This window comes from Prochlorococcus marinus str. MIT 1214 (genome assembly GCF_027359355.1).
Lineage (GTDB): Bacteria > Cyanobacteriota > Cyanobacteriia > PCC-6307 > Cyanobiaceae > Prochlorococcus_B > Prochlorococcus_B marinus_F.
The window spans coordinates 554,338-568,488 of record NZ_CP114777.1 but is presented as its reverse complement, the minus strand read 5'-3'; the positions used below and the strand labels follow the sequence as shown (position 1 = coordinate 568,488).

At 34.2% G+C, this 14,151-nt stretch carries 19 protein-coding genes and 1 tRNA gene; 10 read left to right on the top strand and 10 right to left on the bottom strand.

The features are described from left to right. Nucleotides 1–8 precede the first annotated feature (8 nt). Complete coding sequence (locus tag O5639_RS03670; protein WP_269625131.1) at nucleotides 9–746, bottom strand: pyridoxine 5'-phosphate synthase; 738 nt, start codon at nucleotides 744–746, stop codon at nucleotides 9–11. A gap of 138 nt (nucleotides 747–884) precedes the next feature. On the opposite strand from O5639_RS03670, the gene O5639_RS03665 reads away from it, so the two are divergent. From O5639_RS03665 to grxD, 3 genes are all read left to right on the top strand, one after another. Then, a complete protein-coding gene (locus tag O5639_RS03665; RefSeq protein ID WP_269625130.1) occupies nucleotides 885–1,565 on the top strand; it encodes a lysophospholipid acyltransferase family protein in 681 nt (226 codons plus the stop codon). A 79-nt stretch (nucleotides 1,566–1,644) separates the two neighbouring features. Continuing rightward, nucleotides 1,645–1,875: a BolA family protein gene (locus tag O5639_RS03660; protein WP_269625129.1), complete on the top strand. Its 231-nt coding sequence runs from the start codon at nucleotides 1,645–1,647 to the stop codon at nucleotides 1,873–1,875. Between the two features lie 10 nt (nucleotides 1,876–1,885). Further along, complete coding sequence (gene grxD, locus O5639_RS03655) at nucleotides 1,886–2,209, top strand: Grx4 family monothiol glutaredoxin (RefSeq protein ID WP_269625128.1); 324 nt, start codon at nucleotides 1,886–1,888, stop codon at nucleotides 2,207–2,209. 24 nt (nucleotides 2,210–2,233) lie between these two features. On the opposite strand, the gene O5639_RS03650 is transcribed toward grxD, so the two are convergent. Continuing rightward, nucleotides 2,234–2,500, bottom strand: coding sequence for a DUF6761 family protein (locus O5639_RS03650; protein WP_269625127.1), 267 nt, complete (start codon nucleotides 2,498–2,500; stop codon nucleotides 2,234–2,236). Between the two features lie 88 nt (nucleotides 2,501–2,588). Between O5639_RS03650 and O5639_RS03645 the strand changes: the two genes are divergently transcribed. Next, on the top strand, nucleotides 2,589–3,353 hold the full coding sequence (locus tag O5639_RS03645; protein WP_420063665.1) for a response regulator transcription factor: 765 nt from the start codon (nucleotides 2,589–2,591) through the stop codon (nucleotides 3,351–3,353). Between the two features lie 22 nt (nucleotides 3,354–3,375). Here O5639_RS03645 and crtH read toward each other — a convergent pair whose 3' ends face one another. Beyond that, nucleotides 3,376–4,938, bottom strand: coding sequence for a carotenoid isomerase (crtH, locus tag O5639_RS03640; protein ID WP_269625126.1), 1,563 nt, complete (start codon nucleotides 4,936–4,938; stop codon nucleotides 3,376–3,378). A gap of 17 nt (nucleotides 4,939–4,955) precedes the next feature. Continuing rightward, the gene (trmFO, locus tag O5639_RS03635; RefSeq protein ID WP_269625125.1) at nucleotides 4,956–6,359 is read right to left on the bottom strand and encodes an FADH(2)-oxidizing methylenetetrahydrofolate--tRNA-(uracil(54)-C(5))-methyltransferase TrmFO; all 1,404 of its coding nucleotides are present in this window, start codon (nucleotides 6,357–6,359) and stop codon (nucleotides 4,956–4,958) included. A gap of 212 nt (nucleotides 6,360–6,571) precedes the next feature. Here trmFO and O5639_RS03630 point away from each other — a divergent pair. From O5639_RS03630 to O5639_RS03605, 6 genes are all read left to right on the top strand, one after another. Beyond that, nucleotides 6,572–6,643, top strand: a tRNA-Lys gene (locus O5639_RS03630). A 36-nt stretch (nucleotides 6,644–6,679) separates the two neighbouring features. Continuing rightward, entirely contained in the window at nucleotides 6,680–7,030 is a 351-nt protein-coding gene (locus O5639_RS03625) for a hypothetical protein (RefSeq protein ID WP_269625124.1), read from the top strand. Nucleotides 7,031–7,469: 439 nt separating this feature from the next. Continuing rightward, nucleotides 7,470–7,793 (top strand): hypothetical protein, encoded by a 324-nt coding sequence (locus O5639_RS03620; RefSeq protein WP_158466806.1) that lies wholly within the window; start codon nucleotides 7,470–7,472, stop codon nucleotides 7,791–7,793. Between the two features lie 36 nt (nucleotides 7,794–7,829). Continuing rightward, a complete protein-coding gene (locus O5639_RS03615; RefSeq protein ID WP_269625123.1) occupies nucleotides 7,830–8,126 on the top strand; it encodes a DUF3303 domain-containing protein in 297 nt (98 codons plus the stop codon). Between the two features lie 114 nt (nucleotides 8,127–8,240). After that, entirely contained in the window at nucleotides 8,241–8,420 is a 180-nt protein-coding gene (locus O5639_RS03610) for a hypothetical protein (RefSeq protein ID WP_269625122.1), read from the top strand. A gap of 79 nt (nucleotides 8,421–8,499) precedes the next feature. Then, complete coding sequence (locus tag O5639_RS03605) at nucleotides 8,500–10,044, top strand: SulP family inorganic anion transporter (protein ID WP_269625121.1); 1,545 nt, start codon at nucleotides 8,500–8,502, stop codon at nucleotides 10,042–10,044. A gap of 420 nt (nucleotides 10,045–10,464) precedes the next feature. Here O5639_RS03605 and O5639_RS03600 read toward each other — a convergent pair whose 3' ends face one another. From O5639_RS03600 to O5639_RS03575, 6 genes are all read right to left on the bottom strand, one after another. After that, nucleotides 10,465–10,608 (bottom strand): hypothetical protein, encoded by a 144-nt coding sequence (locus tag O5639_RS03600; RefSeq protein WP_187152606.1) that lies wholly within the window; start codon nucleotides 10,606–10,608, stop codon nucleotides 10,465–10,467. 104 nt (nucleotides 10,609–10,712) lie between these two features. Further along, nucleotides 10,713–10,958 carry a hypothetical protein gene (locus tag O5639_RS03595; RefSeq protein WP_269625120.1) on the bottom strand — a complete coding sequence of 82 codons (246 nt, stop codon included), beginning with the start codon at nucleotides 10,956–10,958 and terminating at the stop codon, nucleotides 10,713–10,715. 236 nt (nucleotides 10,959–11,194) lie between these two features. Beyond that, entirely contained in the window at nucleotides 11,195–11,467 is a 273-nt protein-coding gene (locus O5639_RS03590) for a hypothetical protein (protein WP_269625119.1), read from the bottom strand. A 528-nt stretch (nucleotides 11,468–11,995) separates the two neighbouring features. Then, nucleotides 11,996–12,241, bottom strand: a complete 246-nt coding sequence (locus tag O5639_RS03585; protein ID WP_269625118.1) for a hypothetical protein — start codon at nucleotides 12,239–12,241, stop codon at nucleotides 11,996–11,998. Between the two features lie 611 nt (nucleotides 12,242–12,852). Continuing rightward, complete coding sequence (locus O5639_RS03580) at nucleotides 12,853–13,146, bottom strand: hypothetical protein (RefSeq protein WP_269625117.1); 294 nt, start codon at nucleotides 13,144–13,146, stop codon at nucleotides 12,853–12,855. Nucleotides 13,147–13,516: 370 nt separating this feature from the next. Next, on the bottom strand, nucleotides 13,517–14,017 hold the full coding sequence (locus O5639_RS03575) for a hypothetical protein (protein ID WP_269625116.1): 501 nt from the start codon (nucleotides 14,015–14,017) through the stop codon (nucleotides 13,517–13,519). Nucleotides 14,018–14,151 lie beyond the last annotated feature (134 nt).

Here is a 14,151-nt window from a genome sequence, read left to right as displayed (position 1 = left end):
AAATATTTTTAAAGTAAGAAGTTGTCTTTCCTTGGATTGATGATTAGGCATTTCATTTCTTTTACTGCCTGAGATAAACCTACTGAAAGGGCTCTAGAAATAATTGTATGGCCAATATTTAATTCTTCAATCCCTTCAATAGCTGCTATCGGTTCAACGTTTTGATATGTCAATCCATGCCCTGCGTTTACTCTCAAACCATAGGATTTTGCTTTGGCTGTACTCTCTTGAAGAATGGATAATTCCAAATCTCTTGCATTGTTTTTTGTGATTGCATATTTACCTGTGTGCAGTTCAATCCAGGCGGCATTTACTTCAGCACAATTTTCTAATTGAGCTTGAACTGGATCAACAAAAAGACTAACCGGAATATTCTCATCTGAAAGACGTTGGATTATTTCCTTTAATTTGTTTTTGTGTTTAATGACATCGAGTCCTCCTTCTGTAGTGACCTCTTCCCTTTTTTCAGGAACTAATGTAACCATCTCTGGCTTGAGATTAAGTGCTATTGAAGTCATTTCTTCAGTTGCAGCCATTTCCAGATTTAGTCGCGTATGCACAGTCTCTTTTAGAAGATTTAGATCTCTATCTTGAATATGCCTTCTATCTTCTCTTAGATGAACTGTTATGCCGTCAGCCCCACCTAATTCCGCTAAAAGAACCATTTTTACTGGATCAGGTTCAAATGTCTTACGAGCTTCTCGGACATTTGCTATGTGATCAATGTTTACACCAAGACTTGCCATAGGTATTTAAAATATACTTTGATTGTATTCATCAAAAGCAAAATAAGGTTTAGCCGCTGGAGTAACTGCCCAGTCCGACCGTTAATCATAAAGCTTTCGGAGTTAACTTCATTACATGGTTTGTTAAAGAGGGATTTTTTGCCCCTTCTTCATAGAGAAAAAAAAATATGCCTTGGGATTGATCCTTTCTGGAGTCGATTAGCGATGCTTGCTACGCAAGATTTTGCGTTGAACAATTTTTTTCGAAGAAGAATAGTTATTGGGGGAGAGAATTTACCTTTAAGTGGTTCTGTTGTACTTGCTCCCACTCATAGATCTAGGTGGGATGCTTTGATGTTGACTATGGCAGCTGGGAGAAGGATTACAAATAGAGATTGTAGATATATGGTCACTCGATCAGAAATGAAAGGGTTACAAGGTTGGTTCTTAAATAGGTTGGGTTGTTTCCCAATTGATCAAGGAAGACCTTCTTTAATTACTCTTAGATATGCAGTGGATTTGTTGATTTCAAGTCAGCAATTAGTTGTATTTCCAGAAGGAAAGATAAATCGATTTAGCGAGCCTGTAAAACTGAAAAAAGGCTTGATCCGCCTAGCTCAACTTGCCTCTAACAAAGGCTTGGAAATTAAAATCGTTCCAGTAGGCTTGGCCTACAGTGATGTTATTCCGAAGTTTTATGGATCGGCATCCATTTGTTTCTCTAAACCAATAATTATTTCGAGGGATTTTAAGCAATCAACAAATGAATTTAATATTGAACTTTCTAAAAGTATGAGAAGTGCTGAACAATCGGCTTTGTTAGCTGTGGGTAGAAGATAATATGATTTTACTTCGTTGAATATTTAGTACTTACATTGAAATTATTTTCTCCAAATTCACTTTAATTACTTATTTGAAAATGATTACAGCCCAAGAAGTTACTCTTTTAATTAAGCAATCACTTCCCGATGCTCACGTTGATGTAATAGATATGGGCGGTGGTGATCATCTTGAAGTCAATGTTGTATCTGAAGAATTCTTTGGCCTATCTCTTGTACAACAACATCAACTTGTTTATGGTGCGTTAAAAAATGAATTGAAAACAGAAACAATTCATGCTTTGGCCTTGAAAACCTCAACTCCTCAATAACTTTTCAGATATGGATTCCACAATTCGTTCAAAAATCGAACTCTTAATAAATTCAAAACCAATATTTGTTTTCATGAAAGGTAATAAGTTAATGCCCCAATGTGGTTTTTCAAACAATGTTGTTCAAATCCTCAATTCATTGGGAATGAGCTTTGAGACTTTTGATGTACTTTCAGATATGGAGATTCGAGAAGGGATTAAAGAATATTCAAATTGGCCGACAATTCCTCAAGTTTATGTAAAGGGGGAATTTATTGGCGGATCCGATATTTTGATAAGCATGTATAACTCTGGAGAATTGAAGGAAAAATTAGAAATTGCACTAGCTTCATAACTTGTTACTTTTTTGATTCATTATCTAGGTTTCTTTTTGAAAAAAGAGGTTATTAATATCGCCATCAGGACCAATAAAGCTTGAAGGATCCATTATCCATCTATCAATTAATGCTTCTAACTTCTCTTGATCCCTAGAGCCTAATCTCTTGCAATTCCTGAGAGAATGCAAATATCCGTCTGCATAGATCCTAAGCTCAGAAGGACTGTGGTATCGACTTATTAGCTCCTGACAGGCATCACAAATTGATTGAAAGTGTTTTATTGCTTCTGGAGTATCAAAAGATGTCATGGTTTGCTAAGACACAAACTATTCTTGATAGTCAGCGAACAGTTTGCTTTAATATCTTCTCCAGTCTAAGGGTCTACATTTCCGACTTGTGACATTAATACCTGCAGATCAGCTTGCTACTGAGCAAATTCAAGGATCCTCCTCAGGTTCTTCCCCTACTCAAGCAACCACGCAATCACCTTCAAAGGTGCTTGTTGTCGAACCACATCCGACTCTCAGAACTGTTTTGGTTCAGAGATTAAGGCAAGATGGACAATTGGCAGCAGCAGTAGGTTCTGCTGAGGAGGCAGTTGATCTTTGTAGGGATCAATCTCCAGATTTATTAGTTAGTGCAGAGATATTGGAAAAAAGTTCAGCTCTTCGACTTGCACAACAGTTGGGATGTTCAGTGATTGTCTTAACAGCAAGAACGGGAGTTGAACCCGTAGTAGGACTTTTAGATGACGGAGCTGATGATGTTTTAAGGAAACCCTTTGGCTTAGAGGAATTAGCTGCTAGATGCAGGACATTACTTAAACGAGGAAGAATTGGTTTACAGGAACGTGTCGCTGTTGGTCCACTTGAGGTTCATCTGCTTCTCAGACAGGTCACGTTGCGAGAAAAACCTGTAGAATTAAGTCCTAGGGAATTTGCTTTGTTGTGTGCCTTGTTGATGCCACCTGGCATGGTAAGAAGTCGTCATGAGCTACTTCGAATGGCTTGGCCTCCATTTAGTGGAGGTCCTCGTTCTGTTGATACACAAGTTTTGACGCTTAGAAGAAAACTAGAACAAGCAGGCCTAGGTGATGGCGGTGGAATAACAACAGTTCGACAGCAAGGTTATAGATTTAGTCTTGATAATTTGCCTTCGTAGCTTTTGGTAGGTTTTTGATAATTTATTCAGGAAGCTCCCATTTGTTCATCCCAAGCTTTGATCCTATTTTGTGAGCACAGGCATAGCCGCTAAAGGCCACTGCATTTAATCCTTGACCCGGGAAAGAAGAATCACCAACACAATAGAGTCCTTTTATCTTTGTAGTATTAAATGGCATAGGAAGAAGACCAGGTAATCTCATTGAAGGTATTGGCCCATAACTGCCTTTATTTCTAGAAAGAAACCTTTTATGTGTTCTTGGACTACCTATCTCTTTATGTAAAATATTTTGACTAAGGTTTGGAAACAATTTTTCTAACTTAGATATAAGTTTTTCTCCATCTTCTTTTTTCTTGTCAAGATATTCTTTGTTGCTTAATCCCTCCCAATAATCCATTGAAGAAGGAGTAAAGGCATGAACAATATGGCTATCTGAAGGTGCTAATGATGGATCTAATAGAGTAGGGATTGATAGAAAAGTAACTCCTTGTTCTTGTTCCATTTTTTCCCATTTATCGAGAAGTAAGTGATGGCAATGTGTATTCGAAGGAATTGAGTTTTTACTTACTCCCAAATGAAGGGATAAAAATGAAGGAGAAGGAATGTATCTATTATTCCATTTTGTCTCAGCTGTTGGAGTTTTGCCTGGCTCAACAAGTGGATCATTGATTCCTTGGCCACCAAATGTATCCCATCTTGTGGCATTAGAGACTATTGTTTTACCAAAAATTTCTTCACCATTATCTAATGAAACACCTATTGCCTTTTCGTTCTCAAAAATTATTTTTTTAACTTTAGTTCTATACCTAACTTCTCCTTTGAATTTTTCAATTCCTTTAACTAACTTTTCTGCAATAATACCAACACCTCCTTTTGGATAGTTAATACCCCCATAATGTCTATCAGAAAAAACCATTCCTGCATTTATCATAGGTGTTAAGTCGGCGGGCATGACTGACCAGCAAAAACATTCAATATCTATAAATTTTAAAAGTGCGGGATCTTTGATATGTCGTCTAGCAACATCTCCCGCATTAACTGGTAACCATCTAGCGAGGCCTAGGCATGATAAGGGTGATTTGAAAAAAACTTTCATTAGATATCCTGGGTCCTCTATTGAAAGTAATGGCATCGAATTCAGACAATTAAATACATCCCAGCATGTTTCGTAGAAATAATTTATTCCTTTCTCTTCATGGGGAAATAAATCAATTAGCTTAGTAATGAATTTTGTATAATCTCTATCAACTGTAATTTCTAAATGATTAGGTAGATGATATGCCAATTGTGTTGGGTCTGGGACCGTTTCACATTCTTGCCCAACATCATTGAGGGCTCGTGTTAGCAAATTGGTGTACCCCTTTTTACCAAAGCCGAAAATCATTGATGCTCCAACATCAAACGTAAATCCTTTTCTTTTAAATGAACCACCACTTCCACCAGGAATTTTGTACTGTTCCAGCACAAGAACTTTTGCACCCTTACTTGCTAGTTGACTTGCAGTCACTAATCCACCAAGACCCGAACCAATAACTATCGAATCCCAGTTGCAAGAAGCTTTAGTCTTTTTTGTTAATTGAGTCATGATTTAAAAGAAATTTTTTAATTGGACGGTTGAGTAGAGTTTTTATCTAATAATGTTTCTCTTAACTTTTTTATTTGGCTTAGAGCTCTATCTCTATATTTTTTGTATCTTTCACGTTTGTTGTGAACTCTATTCTCGAGTTCAGGTAGTAATCCGAAATTAGCTGGCATAGGTTGAAAGTGTTTTTTATTTTGAATTCGTAAGCTTGCTTGACTATTACTGACAAAGTTTGTCAACGCCCCAATCATGGTAGACGATGGCAAAGTAATTGTATTGAATCCCTTTGCCAACAGTGCTGCGTTAGTTCCTGCTAACCAGCCTCCAGCTATAGCTGCAGCATACCCCTCTGTACCAGTGAGCTGTCCAGCAGCAAATAAAGTTTTTCTATTTATAAACTGAAGTGTTGGCTCTAATAGCTTTGGAGATTCAAGAAAAGTATTTCTATGCATTACTCCCAAGCGAATAAATTCTGCATTCGACAAGCCAGGAATCATTCTGAATACACGTTTTTGCTCGCCCCATTTTAAATTTGTTTGAAAACCTACGAGATTCCATAGTTGACCTGCTTTATCCTCTTGTCTTAATTGAACGACAGCATGAGCTCTTTTAAGCCTTCGGAGGGTTTTGTCGTTTACATCTCCCCACCTTTGATCCCAGAGACCTATGGGCTTTAATGGGCCATAACGCATAGTCTCTAGGCCTCTTTTCGCAAGCTCTTCTATGGGAAGGCAGCCTTCAAAAAAAAGAGCTGATTCTTTTTCAAAATCCTTTAGTTCAGCTTGTTCAGCTTTGATTAATGCAGAGTGAAATTTAAAATATGACTCTTCATTCATCGGACAATTAACGTAATCAGCATCGCCTTTGTCGTATCTACTAGCCCGAAATGCTGTTGAAAAATCAATGCTTTCACCAGTAATTATTGGACTAGCCGCATCAAAAAAATGACATTCATTTTCTCCTGTGAATTTTTTGATGTCCTCAGCTAGCGATTCGCTTGTTAAAGGACCTGTGGCCAGAATCGTAATTTGTTGCGCATTTGGTAGGCACGGACACTCATCTCTAATGATTCTTATTAGGGGATGAGAGGAAAGTTCATTTGTGATTGATAGGCTGAATTGACTTCTGTCTACGGCAAGTGCTCCTCCCGCTGGGACTGAGTGTTGATCAGCTTTTGCAATAACAATAGATTTTAAATTTCTTAACTCTTCTTGTAAAAGTCCTGCCGCTCTATCACTACTAAGCGCTCCAAAGCTATTGCTGCAAACAAGTTCAGCGAATTCCGATGAGTGGTGAGCTGGAGACTTCTTCTTTGGTCGCATTTCAAAGAGAGTTACTTTTACTCCAGCACTTGCTATTTGCCATGCTGCTTCTGAACCTGCGAGACCAGCGCCTATTACGGTTACCGATGGATTTTCTTTCAAACTGTCGTGTTTTTCTTTTTAAAAGCTTAATTAAATAATATTCTGATGTCCCTCAACTATTTATTAAGACTTCAAAATTATCTAAAAAATCAATGAGGATGGAAAAAAAATATCTTTAAATTGTTTTTTAGTCCTCAAAAAGGAACATTAAGGTCATTAATGCTTCGACAACGTGATATTTTTCATATTGGACCATTATTATTGTGTATTAGGGGTCGCTAGCTCAGTGGTAGAGCATCCGGCTTTTAACCGGCTGGTCCTGAGTTCGAATCTCAGGCGACCCATTTTTGTTTAAGACTATTTCTAGATAACTTGAAGTGATGGCCACTTCTGAAAATTTGAAGAATTATTTGTTTGTGATCCTTTTGACATTCAGTTTTACATCTGTAAATGCTGGTTTAAATAGTTTTACTAATTTGATTTTCGTTGAAGATTGGCTTATCGAGAGGAAGGTTGATTTAACTATTAATGAGACAAAATGCAGAGCCTCAATACCTTCGCATGCAAATTGGTTTGGAGCTCGTATAAGACTCGGACCAAGTAATGAATTGATAAAACCTATTTGGATCTCTGTTAAGGCTGACCAAGTAGCTGATTCAAAATTAACTAAGATTAAAGAACTTCTTGATGATTGCAGGTCTGGACTTCTTTTCCTTCCTGAAAATCTATAAAAGTTAAAAACCAATGTGTTGATGAGAGTATAAATACTTTCTCAAAAGACATTTTATTGCTGAATTAAAAATGTAGTAATTAACTTTTATATGAAGAAGCTAACAGTAGGAGCAGCTATTGCATTAAATATATCTTTGTATGTTTGGGCTTTAATAGAATTACCCTTTAAATTTTAATCAGTAAAAAAGCTAATATTTTTATTTTTTACGCTGACTTCCTAAATTTTAAAAACTATAGTTTTTAGAATTCATTTTTCTTCTAATGATTATAAGTACGTAAAAATTTTAGGTTTGAAATTATTAATTTTTTAGTTTTTGTAATTTGAAGCACTTTTTTAACTTTCTTTTTTTTTTGCAATCTCAAACCTTTTTCTTTACCTATAGCGGTTAGGGTCTTTGTGAGGTGTGAAACGCCTTATTGTCTTATGGAAATGGGGGCATGGTTAAGAAATCTTCTTCAATTACAAAATCCAATTCTAATTGGTTGTGGAGGTGGGCAGAACCTGAAAGCGAACTCTCAGTAATTCCTAAATCAAAAACGAAACGATTGGCCCAACAGGCAAAGCTGGCAAACGTTGATGCTGAGAGGGCTGTTTCTAGGGCATACCAAATTGAATTATCAAGAACGAAGGCAATTGGAGAGGCAATGTTTAAGTCTGGCAAAGCATTGCGGTTCACTCTATCGAGTTCTGGTAGGCAGTTAATACTAAGAACACAGGCGGCGAGAAGACAATTTGAGCCTGGCTTTAGAAATAAAAAATGATTCTCAGATAGAATAAAAGCCCTCCGAAAATAAAACATGCAGTTGTATGTAGTCACTTGGAAATTCGAATCATCTGAAGATCAAAATTATTCATCTGAAGCATTTGTAGATTATGTTGAAAGTGGAAAATCTGAGAATCTTATTGATGGCTATGAGAGGATTTCATGGGCTCATACGCCACAAGATGGTACAGGAGTTATAATTTGTAGGGCTTCAAGTGCATCAATTTTATTTAAGGTTTTTGGATCTTGGAGAGATAAATTCGGAATGACTTGGGAGTATAAACCTGCCTTAACTACTGAGGAGTTTGTTACTTTAATAAAAGAAAAATAGGTATAAATTGCTTGTATTCATTTGATCTCATTTAAATAAAAAATAAACTTCTGTCTAAAAAACTTTCAAGATCGTGCTATTCAACCTAGCCTTTTAAAAGTATTTTTGTATTTGATGATAACTCATATTTTCTTTGCTTTGACTGCTAGTGAAATGGGTCTTAGTCCGACAATAATAGCCTTAACTGTTGTGTCATCTATCGTTTTTATTGTTGGCTTTGCAAAAAGCTCAAGAGAGAATGAATACAAAAAGTTGATGGATTCATTTATTGAAAGGAAAGAGGAATCTGATTGATTTATTCAGATTAGTAAGAAGATCTGCTTGCTAATCTGAATTTTCATGACTAATAAGGCAGGATGGTAGAAGCGTAGTTTTGAAATTGATCACTTTATTCACAAAGGAGAGAATAGTCTCTCCTTCTCGAGATGTCCTCGCTGGGCTAGTGGTTGCATTCGCAATGATTCCAGAGGCTATAGCTTTTTCAGGTATTGCAGGTGTTGATCCAAGAGTTGGTTTATTTGGTGCTTTTTTGCTTTCTGTAACCCTTGCAATTTTTGGGGGCAGAATGGCCATGATTACCTCCGTAACTGGTTCAACCGCCCTTTTGATGACTGGGATTGTTCAACAAGGAGAAAATATTAGCCCTGGGCTTGGTCTGCAATATCTTTTAGCTGCTGGATTGCTTACGGGAGTTCTTCAGATCGCTTGGGGGTATCTAAGACTTGCACATCAGATGAGATTTGTACCTCAACCTGTTATGGATGGCTTTGTGAATGGTTTGGCTATATTGATCTTCCTTGCTCAATTGCCTCATTTAGGAATTGACATAGCGCATTCTGCAAAAGTTGTTACTGCAACACAAGTACCTGCAGTTTGGGGATTGACCATCCTTACATTGTTGATTATTTATTTGCTGCCAAAAGTTACCAAGATTTTGCCTTCAGCCTTGATAGCAATTTTTATTTGTTCAGCAATTTCTATTGGATTTAAATTAAATGTTCCAACTGTGTCGAATTTAGGAATTCTTCCAAATGGATTGCCTGGCTTTGGCTTTCCAAAAGTTCCTTTTAATTTTGAAACTCTTGGTTTGATATTGCCAACAGCTTTGGCAATTTCTTTGGTAGGTCTTATGGAGACATTTCTTACTCAAGATATTCTTGATGATATGACTGATAAAAGTACAAATAAAAATGTTGAGGCTCGTGGTCAAGGTATAGGGAATATTGTTAGTTCTCTTTTTGGCGGTATGGCTGGATGTGCTTTGGTTGGACAATCAGTTATGAATGTGGGCTATGGGGGAAGAACGCGACTTTCAACATTAAGTTCAGGGGTTTGTTTAATAGCAATGATTCTTGCTGCTAAAGATTGGGTGAATCAAATCCCAATGGCAACATTGGTTGGAGTAATGATAATGATTGCGATCAATACCGCTAATTGGATCTCAATAAAAGATATTCGCCGTATCCCTAGAAGTGATAGTTCAGTTATGATTTTAACTGTATTTGTAACTGTTATTACTCATAATCTAGCCTTGGGTCTTCTTGCAGGGGTAGGACTTGCCGCAATACTATTTAGTAGAAAGGTTGCAAAGGTTATTAAGGTTGAGTCTTCGCTAAATGGTGAAGATCACAGGATATATAAAGTTAAAGGTCAATTATTCTTTGTTAGCAGCATTTACTTTAGGCAAGGATTTGAACTTCATGAACATCCTAAGAAAATTACCATCGATATGGCCGGAGCTCATATTTGGGACCAAAGTGGTGTAACCGTTCTTGATCAAGTAATTAGAAGAATAAAATTAGGTGGATCTGAGGTTGAAGTGATTAATTTAAATGATGAAAGCTTGAATTTATTTTCTCGAATAGGACAAGCAACAGAAGCTGGAGGAAGAGGAGGAGAATTTAAATCTGCACATTAACTAAACTTCTATTTGAAATTTTTGCAGATTTTTTTAATAGCTTGCATAAAAGGCTTATAAGGGTTCATTTCCATTTGACTGTAAATTGTAAATTTTATACATATAAATGTATAAGGCTGAGTCTCAAATAATCAACCTTCATATCTTATAGTCATACAATCTATAAGTTTTGCTTATATGTTGTTCCTTGATTGTCGTTATAAATTCGATTTTTTTGATAGTAGCAATGTCTTAAGCCATGGTATTTGAAAATGTTTTTGTAATTTGAATTAAGTTAAAAAAAAGATCTAAATCCATCTAGGTTTATAAAACCTGATGAATTTAGATCTTTTTTAGTTTGAGTCCCAAGATAGATTTTTGAAAATCTATAATATTAGTTAGGAAATTTGGCTAATAGATATTTGTCTATAAGCTATCTTCCTAAGCTTCAGAATCAAATTTAGATAGATTAGGACCAGCAATTACACCAACTAGTCCAAAAAGAACAAGGGATACAACACCGACAATTGTTGCTGAGAGGCTTCCTCCTCCCAAAGCAAAGGTTAAGAATGGCAAATGAAGCATTTTTTTTTAGAAGCAGGTATATATATAAACCTAAAATTGCCCAAATTTAATGAAGTTGTAGCACCTTGATAAATTCAGACATTTTTAAAAGGCTTTAACGAGAGTTAAGCAGTAGGGAAATTGTTTGGAAATCTTGAAGCTAATTCGTCTTGACTAGCATTTGTTTCCCACTTGAGCCAGTCCTTTACGCCGTTAGGCTTTACCTTCTGAGCACTACGCGCAGCAAAAATAATTACATGGAATGGAATCACAATCGCAAAGAAAAAGAAATGAAGTAAATACAAATCCCAAGGAATCCCTTGGTAACCATAATCAGGGAAAAATATTGCAGTAATAAAAGGGAGCACCATGTTGTTCAAGTTTCAACTGTAATAATCATTATCCATAAAGGATTAATTTTTTCGATAAGGTTGAATATTTTAACTTCTAGAAATGCTAAGTATTTTGGAAAAGCTTATGATGAGGTCTTGATTTCTAAGCTTTTTGAAGTGAGTTTTGAATGTTTTTAGAATGGACTGAGCCCTTTAGCCAAGAATAATTAGAAAAATATTATCTTAAAAATAATTAAATTAAAACCCTTAAATATTTAACTAATAAGTCTTTCTATGAATTTAACTAGCTTAAAAGTAAAGTAGATACTAACTATTATCCAAGCTGGTAAAAGGATGTTCCATGCCTTTTGATATTTTAGAAGTATTATTTTATCTAAGACATAAGCTCCGCCGATGGGGATAAATATTAGTAAGCTCATTTTAAAAAAAATCTCAAGGAATGCTAGCGCTGCTATTGGATTTATTAGCCATGCTATCAATATTCCACTTAGTAAATAGCCACCATATTGACCCAATTTCTTTATCATCAAAGAGTTTTTAAAACACTAACTTATTGTATCTAAAATACTACTGCTAATACATAAAAGGTGCTAATTTGATGACTTATTGCGAAGTCTAAGTAATAGCTAGTGATATTTCATGAAATAACTTAGTGTATAACTTGCTATTAATATATAAAGTTTTGATAGGTTTATTAATTCAAATATGTTTATAAGTATTAATCAGATCAATCATTGGACTTAGGGTATAGTTTTTTAATAGCATCAGCTTGTTTTTTTTTCTTTTTCTTTATCTGATTTAATTCATTATATCTTCTAAGTATAATTCCAGGAATAAACCAAATGACTGTTATTACAGCAAAAATAAAAAGTGGGTTATTTATAGTCATATCAACTATAGTAGTTTTTACTAATAGAAAATATATATTATGGATTAATAATAACTTATACGGCATTTTTGTTAATTTTTTAGGATCAGTAAAAGTGTAGGTGTGAATTAATTTTTTTATTTAATCTTAGGCATTCTTCTTTTTGCTAGTTTGATTTGTTTTAATTTCATGAATCCTCTCCCTTAGTTTGGTCTTCTAAATAGACTTTGGATTCATCAGCAATTATTTTTAAATAGTTATCATTTCCTTTTGATTCATCAATATCTTTTGAGTTTCTATATTTAATTGTTATATCTTTACCAGACCATGCTGATTGATTTTTGATAAGATTCCTTTGTGCAAAATAAAATATCTTTTTTCCAATTAATAAAAAGGCTAATATAAATATAGAAAGTAGAAGAACTATTTTCATTTTTTTATGTCTAGTTATTTAATGATAACTTTTTTAAAATCCTATGTTACAATATGAAAAAAAAATATATAAATTTAATTCAGATCATCGCAGTATAAAGTTAGAGGTGCCCTTGGATTACTTATTTGTTCATTATCCATACTACTTTAACTAGATTATTTTTAGGTTTTTATTTTCGTTTTTATTAAATTTCGATATAACAATTGCCATCTATGTAATTGTTTGCTAAAGATATAAATATTTCTAACATTATTCTAAGATGTTTTCTTGTATTAATCAAATGAGAGTTATTTATATTTTATCTAATTTATTTGTTTTACCTGCTACATTTGTTCCTTTTTTTGACTTCATCTCAAATATCTCTTTTTTTATTGCTTTCATTTTATTGATGAACTCAAATTTATTACTACTATTAGCATTAAGCATAGTTTTTATTATTAAAAATAATGCAAATTATCGATTTAATCTGTTGTTGAAGTCAAAAGGAGAAGAAATCTCTAAGTCAGATTATGAATGTGTTTATTTATATGCATGGTGTACATTATTAAGATATTCTCTAATTGGATTAGCAATAAATCAAATTTTTTTATTTTTTAAATAAGTTTTTTAGTTCACTTTTTTTTAAAAGGATTAGTGAAAAATTTTTTTACTAAATTTTTAGGTGGATTAATAATTCCTGTCTTTGCATTTAGTCTTCTTTTGATGTCTTCAATTGTTTTTTGATGCTGAATTTCATTTGAGTCTGGGTCTAAGGAGGCAAACCAATTATGAAGATCCCAACTTTGATGACCGTATTGATCTACCTCGATTTTTACAAATCCCTCTTGACCTGAAAAGAAATAAACACCTTCAGGTAAGTTATTGACATCTAACTCACCATCTTTCCCCTTTCTGATTGAACCCATTATTATTTAAATTTTTTATAGATACAATATCTCATTACTGATGTTTTTTTGCTCTTTTTTCATGTCTTTGAACTTAAATCTTATATCTAAATCTTTAGGAAATATAATATTTTCTTGCTTTTACCTTTAGCAGTGTGAATGATTGAAAATATACATAAGATTTATGTGCCCTTTTAGTAAGGAATTCTCTCTTCTTGCCAAAACATTCGAGTACTCAGATTATCTTGAAGATTCAGATTGGAAATTTCAGAAATATAACTTGGTAAATGCGTCTTGTTATTCTGATCTTCTAGAAGATACGGAGTGGGGTACAAGATCTGACGATTTAACTATTGCTTGAAACTTTTTGGATAGAGTCGATTTTATATTTTTAATCTGCGAAAGTTAATTCAGAAATAAAAGCATCGCTTATCCATTCAAGTTGGTGATCTTCGTTTGGAGTTCTTCCTAGAATAATGATTGGTATGCGAACTTTTTTATCCTCAATAATTTGTCTATAACCAACTAGGAGTTCAACGTATTTTTTAAAAGTCCATCCATTATTCCCTTTTGTATTCGATTTTGAAGAGTTTCTAAGAGATCGATGAAAATCTTCCATTCCAAATTCATTCCAACATTCCTGAATAGCAAGTAAATGATCGTGACCTTCCTTGAGTAACTGTTGATATTGAATCAATTCAGGGGCTTCTTGTGAGTTATCTGGTTTAAGTTCTTTAGCTAAATCGTAGACAGTGACTTTTTTAAGTCTGAACCAATCTCTATCAAAGAGATAAACTGGAAAATTCAAAGACCATTTGATACCGCCTAAACTTTTGTATGTTTTACTAAATTCATTCAAGTGTTTTTCGAGAAACTTGTACTGTCTTTTCATAAATAGATCTCTTATGTAATTACTTTTGAGTTTCAATTTGTAGAATTAACATTAAGCCTTAGAAGCTTTATGTCAATATCGGATTTAGTAAGTATATTATATATAACATTGATTTATTAAATTCAATGAATAAT